Here is a 13317-nt window from a genome sequence, read left to right on the forward strand (position 1 = left end):
GCTCCCAGTCTGCACCGTAACTGCAGCGGTTTCCAGCGGTGGGTCCAGATGTCCGCTCAGGGCATGACCAGCCCAGGGAGGCGCCATACCTGGACGCTGGGCCCCCTGCCCGAAAGCACTAGTGTCTCATCGGCCAGCTCCCCGATGGCGTCCGGCCATCCCAGGACAACCTGGTCGGCGTCGGCCCACGAACCCGGCAGGAGATCAAGCGGAACGGTGAGACGGTCGTAATCCGCCCTCGCCGCCGCAATCACGAAGCATTCATCCTCATGCTCCCGGGCGAGCACAACCACGTCCGGCGTGATGGCGAGCCAGCGCACCGTGCCTTCCCGGAGCGCCGGGGACCCCGCCCGCAGTGTAGATAGCGCGGCAATGAGCGCGCGAAGGTCATCGGGCCTGTCAGCGGCAGCCTGCCACGGCATTGGCGTACGGGAGTCCTCCCCGTTGATGCCGCGCAGCCCAAACTCATCCCCAGCGAAGAGGGTAGGCAGGCCTGGTAGCAGGAACACCAGGGCCATGCCGACGGCGGGGCCGCCCTCGATCATCACGGTGCCGGCCCGCGCCGTGTCATGCGTGTTCAACGCGCTCATATTTTGTGTCCGCGCACGCCAGGAGAAACCTGCCGAGAGGGCAAGGTGCGTCGCCACGAAACCCTGACCATCGATGCGGGGAATGCCGGGGATAGGAGTTCCGAAGAAGTTGGCTGCCGCGTTTTCACGTGCAAACCATTGCCACAGCGGCCGGGTGAAATTGGAGTAGGTCATGGCGCCATCCCACGCCTGGCTGGTCAGATTCTCGGTGGCGTCCCCGGTGCACTCAGCGAGGAGCATCAGTCCCGGTCGCACCTCGTCCATGGTGGCCCGGATCAGGGCGGCGACCTGATGGTTCACGTCGACGTCTGAGTTGCGTCCCATCATATTGGCAACGTCGATCCGCCACCCGTCGAGATTGAACGGCGGCAAGAGCCATTTGGCCACCACCGAGTCCGCTCCCTCAATGAAGCGTCTGCGCAGCTCGGGGGAGGCCCAATTCAGTTTCGGCAGACTCGGCACGCCGAACCAGCAGGCGTAGTCGGTGGTGTCCTTGTCGAAGTAGTAGAAGCCTGCCTCCGCGCTGGTCGGATCGGCGCGCGCCTTCCGAAACCATTCGTGTGCGTCACCGGTGTGGTTGGCCGTCAGGTCACCGATCACTGCGATGTTGCGGGCGTGGGCTGATTCCACCAGACGGACCAGGGCGTCATCCCCGCCCAGGAGAGGATCGACGACGTCGAAGGTTGTTGCGTCATAGCGGTGGTTGGAGCGCGCGGGGAAGAAGGGAGTCAGGTACAGGACCGTGACGCCAAGATCAACGAGGTGGTCGAGGTTTTCCGTTATCCCGTCGAGGTCACCCCCGTAGACCTGCCGGGGAGTGAGTTCGCCTCGGGGCTCGACCGGGTCTTCCCAGCCACATGCTATCGCCCAGCCGGGGAGGTCCACCGGTTGGCGCTGCTGTGACCTCGCGAAACGATCAGGGAAAACCTGGTAAATCACCGCGTTCCGGGCCCACTCAGTCGGGGCAGCCCGGCAATGGATGACGAAATCGTCCCGGTCTGGGGTGTCCCAGGGGGATGCTCCGGTGGCGTTAAACCAGGACCAGCTGGTGCCCCGGGCGTCGGCCTCTTCCAGCAGGAAGCGATACCTGAGCGTCGGATTCGCCACTGTGACGTCTGCCTCCCACCATGACCAGCCGTCGACGCTCGGGAGGGTCCGCGCCTGGTCGTAGTGCGGTTCGCCGTCCCTCAACGACCGAAGGAAAACCCTGCGCGGAGTCCCGCAGCGCGCAGGAACCCGCAGCCGCACGGCAAGGACATCGCCTACAACAGGTGCCTGGTTCCTGACATATTGTGGCGAACCGTCGTGGTGGGGTGAGCACAGGCGTGCATCATCCACGGCTCAGCCCTTGACGGAACCGGCCACGAGACCGTTGGTGATGTACTTCTGCAGGAACAGGAACAGGGCCATCACCGGAACAGCCGCGAGGACTGCGCCCGCCGCGAAGACTCCCCAGTTCTCGGACCGCTGCTGCGCTACATAGGAGTAGAGGCCCACGGCGAGGGTCTGGGAGTCCGGGTCGGTCAGGACAACACTGGCAATAACGAATTCGCTGCTCAAACCGATGAAGGCAAGCAGCCCAACCACCGCGAGGATGGGCGTCACCAATGGCAGGATGATGGTGAAAAAAACCTGGACGTGGGATGCTCCGTCGATCCTGGCTGCCTCATCGAGCGACTTGGGCACGGTGTTGAAAAAACCGTACATGAGGTAAGTGTTAACGCCCAGGGCCCCGCCGAGGTAGACCATGATGAGTCCGAGCTGGCTTCCGAGGCCCAGCCACGGCACGATATCCGTGATCGCATTGAGCATCAGGAAGATGGCTACCACTGCCAGTAACTGGGGGAACATTTGCAGGATCAGCAGGGTGAGCAGGCTGAACCTGCGCCCGGTAAACCGCATGCGGCTGAACGCGTAGGCAGCAAGCGCCCCCAGGAAAACCGTCGCCGCGGACGTGACCACACCGATGACCATCGTATTGATGAACCACCGGCCAAACGGCCGGCTCGGGTTGGTGAACAGCGCTTCGAAGTTGCCGCCGTCAATCTGACTGAACAGGGCGTTGGAACCGACCATCGTTCCGTTCGAGTTAAGGGCAGCTGAAAGGACATAAATCAGAGGGAAGACGGCAAAGAGCGTGGTCACCACACCAACCACGTGCCGCCACCCTTTGTGCCTGAACCACTGGCCGAAGGTGCGACGACGATGCTCGGGGATCTTGCCCGCGGGTTGCGGCTGGGGTTCGGCGGCGGCGGCCGCCCGGGGGTCGGTAAATGTAGTCATCAGTTGATGTCCTCTAATGCCTTGGTCTGCCGGAAGCTGATGGCCGAGATCACGGCGACAATGATGAAGATGATGATGGATAGGGCGCTGGCCAGGCCATAGTCACGGCCTACCCCGGTGCCGAAGGCGATCTCGTAGACCATCGTGATGAGGATGTCGGTGTGCCCGACATTCGCCGTCGTATTGTCGAAGCGGGGCCCGCCGTCGGTCAGCATGTAGATGACATTGAAATTGTTGAAATTGAAAGCAAAGCTCGCGATGAGCAGCGGCGCCACCGAGACGAGAAGGAGCGGCAGCTTGATGGCGGTGAAGGTCCGCCAGGCCGAGGCACCGTCCATGCGGGCCGCCTCGTTGACCTCCTCGGGCAAGGATTGTAGAGCGCCCGTGCAGACCAGGAACATGTACGGGAAACCGAGCCACAGGTTGACGACGAGCACGCTGACCTTCGCCAGCAACGGATCGGTCAGCCACGGAATGTCCGCTCCCCCAAAGAAGGTGTTGTTGACGAAACCAAATTCCGGATTGAGCAGTCCGGACCAGACGAGGCCGGCGAGGAAAGCCGGAAAGGCATACGGAAGGATCATCAGGATGCGATAGGTCCGTTTGCCGCGGAGGTCGGAAAGATTGAACGCGTTGGCGAGGAAGAGCCCTAGTGCGAAGGTGGAGAGAACGGAGACGATCGCGAAGGTGAAGGTCCAGAGAACCACCTGCACCAGCGGTCCTCGGATGTTCTGGTCAGAGAAAGCCTTGGCGAAGTTATCGAACCCGACGTTCACCTTCCACCCGGTACTGAGCTGCTCACCGTCGGCCGAGGTGAACGAGCCCTCACCCGAATCGGTGTAGGTGGCTCCGGTTTCGAGGTTGGTGAACGTACTGGTCGCCTCATCAAAACTGAGCGAGGGACGGTAGACGTAGGCACTCGATCCATCACTCGTCTTGAGGCTGCCGTCTTCGGGGTCATTCGAGAAAGGGACTGTGACGGCCAGGATGTCCGCCTGGTTGGTGAGAATTTCAGCGAAGCCCAGTGTCCTGTACCCCTCCAGTTCCACCGCCCTACCCGTCGAATCCGTAACAGCTTCGTCTGTGGCTTCGAGCGGCGAGCCAGTGGCGCCAACAGAAGTATCGCCGTCGGGATCGGTGGCGAGAAGGTGGAGTTCGCCGTCGCGCTCCAGGATGGAGACGCGGTAGGCGGGCGAATCGGGAACCCGTTGCTGCGCCGATAACTGGATGGCGCTCACGGCGTCGGCTTTGGTGCTGTTGTGCCCGTCGCCGTAGTTTGTGAACGCAACGTACCCGCTGTACAGCATCACGAACACCTGGAAGAGAACCAGGAAAAAGATTCCCGGTGCGAGGTACTTCGCCGGTAGCCCGCCCTTCCTGAGATAGATCCAGTTGATGAGCAGTGTCACCGCAGCGGCGAATATCAGGATCAGCCACTTCTCCTGAAAGAAGAGCGTAATCATGACGTACACGGCGAAGGCATCAACCAGGCCGAGCAGCGTAATTTTGACCAGCAGCCCAAAGGTGGAATCCGAGTGCGAGCTGGGCTTCTTCCGTGGCAGCGTTGCTGACCGGTCGGGAGGGGCAAGGGTAGACATCGAAAAGGCTTTCGTTGATAGGCCGAGGGCGGCCGCTGCGGTGAGATGATCCGCCGCGGACCGGAGAAGGGCACCGGCCTGCGGCGAACAGGGTGCTGCCGGAGCAGCCAGGGGTGGCGCCCGTCCGCTGAAGGACGGGCGCCGTGTTGTTACTGCCCCGCGATCTTCTCTTCGATGTTGCTGACCATGGTGGTCCAGGCAGCCTCAGGATCGCTGCTGCCCTTGATCAGGGCGAGCTCGGTTGCTCCCCAGTCAGCCCAGACGGCCTGCATTTCCGGCAGCGCTGGCATCGGCACACCATTGGCTCCGATCTCGCCGAACGCCGCAACGATCGGATCAGAAGAAGCCTTGTCGAAGCTGGCGTTGAGGGCCGGTGGACGTCCTCCGACGGCGTACATAGCGTCCTGTGCTTCCTCGGTACTGAGGTAGTTGACAGCAAACTCATTCGCCGCGAGCGCGTTGGCACTCTTCGAGGAGATGAAGAAACCATTGACACCGATGAAAGGCTGCGCGTCTTCCTCCCCGACGGTGGGAAGCTTGTCGACAGCGACGTTCAACCCTGCGGCCTGGGCATCAGGCACGTTCCAGGGACCGGTCAGGAAGTAGGGCGACTCGCCCGCGTTGAACTTCTCCTTCGCGATATCACCGGTGATGTTCGAGTTGATGATTTTCGACCCTTCGTCGCCCCACTCGACAAGCTTCTTCGCGAACTCGACGCCGTTGGGCTCGCCCAACAGCAGTTCGTCCGCGTTGTAGCTGCCATCCTCGTTCTGGCCGAAGACGGGGACCCCCATTGAGGTCTGCAGCGGATACAGGTGGTACGGATCGCCCTGCTTGGGATCCATGCCCACCAGGAAGGGATATTCGGCGTTGCCTGCGGCGACGGCGGCCTCGCCGTTCGCGATGACCTCGTCAAAGGTGGTTGCTGCCTCGGGTACCAGATCGGTGTTGCGCAGCAGTGCAATATTCTCCAGCGCGTAGGGGACGCCGTAGACGCTGCCGTCGTAGGTCATCGCCTGGATGGCGGATTCCTGGAACTCGGCGGCTTTGTCGCCGAGTTCCACCGGTGCCACCACGCCGTTCTGAACGAAAGTACCCAACCAGTCATGCGGACCAACGATCAGGTCCGGACCCTTTCCGGTAGGCACCTGGGTGATGAAGTCATCACGTACCGCGGCGAAATCCTTGACCGCGAGCTTCACTTCGATCCCGGTGTCCTCCTGGAAGGAAGCGGTGATCTCCTCGAGGGCGGGCGCCCGCTCCGCGTCAACCCACATGGTGAGCGTCGTGGCGCCCCCCTCTGAGAGGTTTTCCGCGGCGGGGGTGCTGCTGGTTCCGGCTGACTCGGAAGCTCCGCCGCCACAGGCGGTGAGGGCCAGGACTGCAACGGACAGTAGTCCGGTGACTAGGGTGTGCCGACGCATCGGCTGGGTTGATCGCACCTTCATTGGTGTACCTTTCGTGAACGTCTTCGGTCAGTGCCCGGGCATCAGAGCGGTATATCCGCTCACCGGGAAATGTCTATGCCAGCAACCTGCCCGATTGGGCAGTTGGTGATAAGAGTCACAACTGTAAACGCTTGCACAAAATATTCCAATTATCAGAAAAATCCAGGAGCGAATCCGACCCTAAACCGAGTTGCCGCAGGCTGAGCCGGGGCAAGCGCTTCCACTTTCGGCGGGTTTGCGGTCTAGGATAGTCGGCATGCCTGAGATTGTTCCCGTCCTGAGCAGCGATCGCCTGTCCTCGCCTGCCTCCTTCCACGACCCATTGCACGCTGCGTGGGGGGATGCCGAGTGGTGGCGCTCCTCTGTCATCTATCAGGTCTACCCGCGCTCGTTCCGGGACTCGAACGGCGATGGCACGGGGGACCTTCCTGGTGTCCTGGCCGAATTGGACCGTCTGGCAGAGCTCAGCGTCGACGCTGTTTGGCTATCCCCGTTTTATCCCTCCCCCCACCGCGACGGCGGCTACGACGTCGCTGACTACTGTGATGTCGACCCGATGTTTGGCACGCTAGCGGACTTCGACGCCCTTGTTGCCGGTGCGGACCGTCTCGGGATCCGGATTATCGTCGATCTTGTACCGAACCATTGCTCCAGTGAGCATGCACTGTTTCAGGCGGCGTTAGCTGCTCCAGACGGCTCGCCTGAGCGATCCATGTTTATCTTCAGTGACGGCTCGGGCTGCGGCGGCGACGAGCCCCCCAACAACTGGCAATCCCATTTCGGCGGCCCTGCCTGGACGCGGACCACCGCCCCGGATGGCTCCCCGGGCCAGTGGTATCTTCACCTTTTCGATTCTTCCCAACCCGACTTCAATTGGGACAACCCAGCCGTCCGGGAGGAGTTCGAGCGGATTCTTCGTTTCTGGCTGGACCGCGGTGTGGCCGGGTTCCGTGTGGACGTGGCGCATGCCCTCATCAAGGCCAAGGGCTTGCCGGACTGGGGCGGCCGTGCCGACGGCGGATCCTCGGAGGGATTCCCTGGTTCGGACGCGCCCATGTTCGGGCAGGATGAGATCCATGAAATTTATCGTCGGTGGCGTGGCATCCTCGCCGAGTACGACGGCGACCGAATCCTTTGCGCCGAAGCGTCGATTGACCCCCTGCCCCGGCTAACCGATTGGGTGCGCCCGGACGAGATGCACCAGGCCTTCAACTTCGCTTACCTCCACCACCCCTGGAACGCTCACTCCCTCCGCCACGTAATCTCGACCTCGTTGTCCGCTTTCGACGCAGTCGACGCGACCACCACATGGGTGTTGAGCAACCACGACGTCGTCCGGCACGCGAGCCGTTTCGGCCTCCCCGAGGGTACTCCCCGTGGGGGTGACGGCATCGGAGGGTCCGATGCGCAGCCCGACACCGCGATAGGACTGGCCCGGGCCCGGGCTGCTTCCCTCGCGATGTTCGCCTTACCGGGAGGCATCTATCTGTATCAGGGCGAGGAGCTTGGCCTGCCTGACCACACTGCCATGCCTGAAGATGCTCGACAGGACCCCACCTTCGCCCGAACCGGAGGCGAGCGGCTCGGCCGTGACGGCTGCCGGGTTCCGTTACCGTGGGTCGCAGATACGCCCACGTTTGGTTTTGGGGCAAACCACGGGGGCGCTTCCGATGAAGCATCGACCCCCTGGTTGCCACAGCCAGAGGAGTGGTCCAGCTACGCCCGCGACCGCCAGTCGGTGGACCCCACCTCAACGCTTTCCCTGTATCGGGAGGCCCTCCAGTTGCGGCGTGATCTGCTGCTCGGTGCCGGGTCCCTGAGCTGGTCCCGCGAGTACGAAACGACCGACGCCGTCGCGTTCCTCAACGGCGAAGTGATGGCGGTTCTCAACATGGGTGAATTCGCGGTTCCGCTTCCGCCGGGTGCCATCATCGTCGCCAGCACACCGGAAGCGGGGGAAAATCGAATGCTTCCACCTAATGCCTGCGTCTGGCTGATGCTCTCTCCGGATAGCACTTTCGCGCCGACTCCGCGATGATCGAAGGAGGCACAGTCCAACTGGGGTGCACCGAGTAAATCCACTGGGAGGGAGACCATGGCCGGCATCAAGGATGTCGCCCAGCTCGCCGGGGTCTCCACCGCGACCGTGTCACGAGCGCTCAGCGGCAAGGGACAGGTTTCGGAGCGAAGCCGGGCTCGGGTTCTGCGAGCCGCAAAAGAACTCGGCTTCGTAGTGAGTTCGACTGCGTCCTCGTTGGCCTCGGGCCGTCACCGCAATGTGGGAGTCGTTGTGCCGTCGGTGGCCCGCTGGTACTACTCGCAAATAGTCGACAGCGTTGCGGCAACGTTACTCACGTCCGGCTATGACCTCACGCTGTACAACCTGAACGAGGACGCCGACCACCGCGACCGCGTCCTGTCAGATTTCCTCTTACGCCAGCGGTGTGACGGGATGATTCCCGTCTCCCTGGAACTTGGCCGTGGCGAATTGGATCAGCTCCTGGCCGTAGGAAAGCCGGTGGTCGGCATCGGCGGGCCCCTTCCCGGGGCAGAGACCTTCAGCGTCAATGAGGGTGAAATCGCCCGACTCGCCACGGAGCACCTCATCAGGCTCGGGCACCGGCGGATCGCCCACCTTGGTGGCGCCGAAGCTTTTGAGAACGATTTCCGGGTTTCCGGCACCCGCAGGAACGGCTATGAGTCGGCCATGAGGAATGCGAACCTGGACATTGTCGACTCCTGGCGCGTCGACGCCGACTTCACCATTCAGGGGGGTTATGCCCAGGCAAAGCAGCTCCTGGGTTATCCTCGCGATACTCCATCGGCGGTCTTTTGCGCGTCAGACGAGATGGCGATAGGCACAATCCTCGCGGCGCGCGAGCTCGGCTTGCGCGTCCCAGAGGACATCTCGGTGATCGGGATCGACGGGCATGAGCTCGGGGAAGCTCTTGGGCTGACCACGGTGGCCCAGTTCCCGCGGGAACAAGGCCAGCGCGCCGTCGAACGCCTCCTGGAGATCCTGCAGGACCCGGATGCCTATGGTTCGACCGACCACGTTGCCCGAACGGCGCTCATTATCCGGTCGAGTACTGCCGCGCCAGCAATGTAACCCGGGCCGCGGTCACGGTCTCCACACGACCATGGCCTGACTGCGGGGGCGGGGGCGCTGCCCCCGCGAGAGGGTGACGACGTCGCCGGCGAGGCCGGCAGCGAAGACCCTGCTGGCGTCGGGCTGGCGACGACGGGCGGCCAGCTCGTCGGTCAGCTCCTGTACCCGATACTGGAGCGCAGCCACCTGGTTCTCAAGCTGCAGGATGCGGCGGATCCCTTCCAGGGAGACGCCCTCCTGGGAGAGCCGCTGCACCTCACGGAGCGTGGTGACATCCCGCTGCGAGTAGCGCCGGGCGCGGCCCGGGGCTCGGCTGGGGGTGACGAGCCCCAGCCGGTCGTACTGCCGGAGCGTCTGGGGGTGCATGTCCGCCAGCTCGGCGGCCACGGAGATCACATAGATGGGCAGGGTTGCATCAATTGCCATCGTGACCTCCTTTCAGGCAGTTTGGGCTTTAGAGTTTGGCCTTCGCGGCAAGACCCGCCCGTGGATTGGCGTCGGCCGTTGCGGCGGCAAACGCTTCGACGGCCGCCTCGGCATCTTTGTTCAGCTTCTGGGGGACGACGACGTCGATGGTCACCAGCAGATCACCCGTCGCCTTGGCGGTGGAGACCCCTCGTCCCTTCACGCGCAGGGTGCGACCGGATGGCGTCCCGCCGGGAACCTTGACCTTGACCATGTCACCGGTGAGCGTGGGCACGTCGATCTGTGCGCCACGGGCAGCCTCGGGGAAGGACACTGGAACGTGCACCCGGATGTTGTCGCCGTCGCGCTGGAAGAACGGGTGGGGTTTGACGCTGACGCTGACCATCAGGTCACCGTTGCCTGCCGCACCTGGCTGCCCTTTGCCTCGGACGCGGACCTTCTGACCGTCCTTGATACCCGCTGGCACGCGGACGTCGATCACCTCACCGGACGGCTCACGCAGCCCGATGGTGGTGCCGTTGATGGAGCCGGCGAAGGAAATGCTGGTGGTCGCGGTGCGGTCGGCACCCTTGCGTGGGGTGGGCTGGTAGCCGCCGGGGAATCCGCTGCCCTGGCCGAAGCCACCGCCTCCCCCGCCCTGACCGAAAAGATCGGCGAACTCGGGTGGCAGGTTGCCGTAGTTGGGTGCGCCACCGCCGCGTTGGCGGCCGGCGCCGGGACGGCTTGCGCCCTGGCCGAAGAGGTTGCCGAAGATGTCCTCGAAACCTGCTCCGCCCGCACCACCGCCGGGACCGCCGGCGGTGAACCGTGCGCCGCCGCCCATGGCCTTGATGGCGTCATACTGCTGGCGATCCTCGGGGTCCGACAGCACCGAATAGGCCTCGGAGATGTCCTTGAACATCTTGTCGGATCCGCCGGTTGCCTGGTTCTGGTCCGGGTGGTGCTTGCGGGCCAGCTTCCGGTACGACTTCTTGATGTCGGCCGCGGATGCATCTTTGGGGACACCCAGAATCTTGTAGAAATCCTTGTCGACCCAATCCTGACTAGCCAATTGGCGTCCCCTTTCGTATATGAATTCAAAGCATAGGTGAGTAGTTACGGAGCCGGAGCAGTGTCCGACCCGGCGGCTTTAATATTTCAAGCGAGCTCTGCGAGCGATGAAATTTCGTTGCCGCCGGTCGGGCACTGCTCCGGCTTGCCAAGCAACTACTCAGGTACTGCGACGATAACCTGCGCTGCGCGCAGCACGCGGTCGCCCTTCTTGTAACCCGACCGCAGGATCTGGCTGACACTGTCGAACTGCACGTCTGCACTGGGCTGCTGGATGAGAGCCTCGTGGATGTTCGGGTCGAACTCCACTCCGGTCTCGTCGATCCGGGTCAGGCCGTAGGTCTTCAATGCGTTTTCCAGTTTGGTGGAGATCGCAGCGAAGGGTCCGTCGGCCAGGTCACCGTGTTGACGGGCAGCGTCGATGTCGTCCAGGACGGGCATCAACGAGTTCAGCACTCCGATGACCGCCATGTCCCGGGCCACGTCGCGGTCACGTTCAACACGTTTCCGGTAGTTGACGTACTCGGCCGAAAGGCGTTGCAGGTCGGTGCGCAGCTCGGTCTCCAGGCTGGAGGCCGATTCGGCGGCGGGTTCGGTGAACCCTTCGCCGTCGATCCCGTTCAGGATTGCTTCGGCCTGGGACAGGGCGTCGCTGCCGTCGGCAGCCTGCTCTCCGGCGTCGGCGTCGGCTTCCTGGACTGGATCCTGAACAGAGTCCGGGGTAACAGGCTGGTCGCTGGGACCAGCCTGTGAGCCGTCGTCGTCCTGCTGCTGCCCACGGACCTTGCCTGTCTCTGGATCGATTTTCCGCTTGTCGCGGAAGCTAACCGGTTCGGACTGGTGCTCTTCTTCGTTTCCGTGGTGCGGCATGGCTACTTCTTTTCGGTGGTGTCGTCTTCGTCGACTACCTCGGCGTCAACGATGTCCTCGTCGTTCGAGGATGAGTCGGCGCCCGGCGTCGTCCCCTCCTGAGGGGCGTCGGCTCCCGGTGCGGCGGCGTCCTGCTGTGCCGCTGCGTAGATTGCCTCGCCGAGCTTGGTCTGGGAAGCCTGCAGCTTCTCAAATGCTGCCTTGACCGCGTCAACCGATCCGGCTTCCTCGGGGTTGGCTTCCAGCGCCTTCTTGAGGTCGTCGACGTCGGTCTGGACCTCGGTCTTGACGTCCTCGGGCAGCTTGTCAGCGTTGTCGGCGATCAGCTTGTCGACCGAGTAGGCCAGCTGCTCGGCGCCGTTGCGGGTATCGGCTGCCTCGCGGCGTTCCTTGTCCTCGGCTGCGTGCTCCTCGGCTTCGCGGACCATGCGGTCGATGTCTTCCTTCGACAGCGCGGTGCCGCCGGTGATGGTCATCGACTGCTCGGCGCCAGTGCCCTTGTCCTTGGCGGACACGTGGACGATGCCGTTGGCGTCGAGGTCGAAAGTGACCTCGACCTGCGGCACGCCGCGGGGAGCCGGCGCAATACCGGTCAGCTCGAAGGTACCCAGTGGCTTGTTGTCCCGGGTGAACTCGCGTTCGCCCTGGAAGACCTGGATGGCCACCGATGGCTGGTTGTCGTCAGCGGTGGTGAAGGTTTCGCTGCGCTTGGTGGGGATGGCCGTGTTGCGCTCGATCAGCTTGGTCATCATGCCGCCCTTGGTCTCGATCCCGAGGGACAGAGGGGTGACGTCGATGAGCAGCACGTCCTTGCGCTCGCCCTTCAGTACGCCAGCCTGGAGGGCGGCGCCGACGGCGACTACCTCATCAGGGTTGACGCCCTTGTTGGGCTCCTTGCCGCCGGCCAGTTCCTTGACCAGTTCGACGACGGCTGGCATGCGGGTGGAACCACCCACGAGCACGATGTGGTCGATGTCAGCAACCTTGATGCCGGCTTCGCCAATGACGTCGTTGAACGGCTTCTTGGTGCGGTCCAGCAGGTCCTTGGTGAGGTCCTGGAACTTGGCACGGGAGAGGTGCTCGTCCAGGTGGACCGGGCCGTCGGGGGTGACGGAGAGGTACTGCAGGGAGATGTTGGTGGAGCTGGCCGAGGAGAGTTCCTTCTTGGCCTGCTCGGCTGCTTCCTTTAGACGCTGCAGGGCAATCTTGTCCTTAGACAGATCGACACCCTTGGCCTTGGCCTGCGACAGCAGGTAATCAACGACGCGCTGATCCCAGTCGTCGCCACCGAGGCGGTTGTCACCGGAGGTGGAGCGCACCTGGATGGTGGAGAAGTCGTCGTCGTCCTTGCCAACCTCAAGCAGGGAGACGTCGAACGTGCCGCCGCCAAGGTCGAAGACGAGGATGAGCTCGTCTTCCTTACCCTTGTCCAGGCCGTAAGCGAGTGCTGCAGCGGTTGGCTCGTTGACGATACGCAGGACGTTCAGCCCGGCGATCTCACCGGCTTCCTTGGTCGCCTGACGCTCGGCGTCGTTGAAGTAGGCGGGAACGGTGACGACGGCGTCAGTCACCTTTTCGCCCAGGTAGCTCTCGGCGTCGGTCTTCAGCTTCTGAAGGATGCGCGCGGAGATTTCCTGTGGGGTGTAGTTCTTGTCATCTACCTTGACGTTCCAGTCGGTGCCCATGTGGCGCTTGACGGAGGCAATGGTGCGATCAATGTTGTTGACGGCCTGACGCTTGGCGATTTCGCCAACCAGTACTTCGCCACCCTTGGAGAATGCAACGATCGAGGGCGTAGTCCGTGCGCCTTCAGCGTTGGCGATAACGGTGGGCTCGCCACCTTCGAGTACGGAAACCACTGAGTTGGTGGTTCCGAGGTCAATACCTACTGCACGTGACATGCGTATTTCCTTTCAACAGCCCGTAATGAGGGGAATCACTCG

10 protein-coding genes are annotated in these 13317 nt (G+C 63.1%); 2 read left to right on the forward strand and 8 right to left on the reverse strand.

Annotation, left to right across the window (positions count from 1 at the left end; all coding sequences use genetic code 11):
* Positions 1–56: 56 nt before the first annotated feature.
* From IWX64_RS01985 to IWX64_RS02000, 4 genes are all read right to left on the reverse strand, one after another.
* Positions 57–1928: a glycoside hydrolase family 13 protein gene (locus tag IWX64_RS01985; protein ID WP_334683117.1), complete on the reverse strand. Its 1872-nt coding sequence runs from the start codon at positions 1926–1928 to the stop codon at positions 57–59.
* Positions 1929–1931: 3 nt separating this feature from the next.
* Positions 1932–2873 (reverse strand): sugar ABC transporter permease, encoded by a 942-nt coding sequence (locus tag IWX64_RS01990; protein ID WP_196865448.1) that lies wholly within the window; start codon positions 2871–2873, stop codon positions 1932–1934.
* Positions 2873–4471 carry an ABC transporter permease subunit gene (locus IWX64_RS01995; RefSeq protein ID WP_196865449.1) on the reverse strand — a complete coding sequence of 533 codons (1599 nt, stop codon included), beginning with the start codon at positions 4469–4471 and terminating at the stop codon, positions 2873–2875. The genes IWX64_RS01990 and IWX64_RS01995 overlap by 1 nt, the downstream gene beginning before the upstream one ends.
* A 149-nt stretch (positions 4472–4620) precedes the next feature.
* Positions 4621–5919, reverse strand: coding sequence for a sugar ABC transporter substrate-binding protein (locus IWX64_RS02000; protein WP_196865450.1), 1299 nt, complete (start codon positions 5917–5919; stop codon positions 4621–4623).
* A gap of 256 nt (positions 5920–6175) precedes the next feature.
* Between IWX64_RS02000 and IWX64_RS02005 the strand changes: the two genes are divergently transcribed.
* Together IWX64_RS02005 and IWX64_RS02010 are read left to right on the forward strand one after the other, a co-directional pair.
* A complete protein-coding gene (locus IWX64_RS02005) occupies positions 6176–7957 on the forward strand; it encodes a glycoside hydrolase family 13 protein (RefSeq protein ID WP_196865451.1) in 1782 nt (593 codons plus the stop codon).
* 57 nt (positions 7958–8014) lie between these two features.
* Entirely contained in the window at positions 8015–9028 is a 1014-nt protein-coding gene (locus IWX64_RS02010) for a LacI family DNA-binding transcriptional regulator (RefSeq protein WP_196865452.1), read from the forward strand.
* A 12-nt stretch (positions 9029–9040) separates the two neighbouring features.
* Here IWX64_RS02010 and IWX64_RS02015 read toward each other — a convergent pair whose 3' ends face one another.
* The 4 genes from IWX64_RS02015 to dnaK all read right to left on the reverse strand — a co-directional run bounded on the left by IWX64_RS02015 (position 9041) and on the right by dnaK (position 13275).
* A complete protein-coding gene (locus IWX64_RS02015) occupies positions 9041–9454 on the reverse strand; it encodes a heat shock protein transcriptional repressor HspR (protein WP_196865453.1) in 414 nt (137 codons plus the stop codon).
* A 28-nt stretch (positions 9455–9482) separates the two neighbouring features.
* Positions 9483–10505, reverse strand: coding sequence for a DnaJ C-terminal domain-containing protein (locus IWX64_RS02020; protein WP_196865454.1), 1023 nt, complete (start codon positions 10503–10505; stop codon positions 9483–9485).
* A 155-nt stretch (positions 10506–10660) separates the two neighbouring features.
* Entirely contained in the window at positions 10661–11374 is a 714-nt protein-coding gene (locus IWX64_RS02025) for a nucleotide exchange factor GrpE (protein WP_196865455.1), read from the reverse strand.
* A gap of 2 nt (positions 11375–11376) precedes the next feature.
* Complete coding sequence (dnaK, locus tag IWX64_RS02030) at positions 11377–13275, reverse strand: molecular chaperone DnaK (RefSeq protein ID WP_196865456.1); 1899 nt, start codon at positions 13273–13275, stop codon at positions 11377–11379.
* Between the last annotated feature and the right edge of the window lie 42 nt (positions 13276–13317).

The sequence above is a fragment of the Arthrobacter sp. CAN_A212 genome (assembly GCF_015752345.1).
Taxonomy (GTDB): Bacteria; Actinomycetota; Actinomycetes; order Actinomycetales; family Micrococcaceae; genus Arthrobacter_D.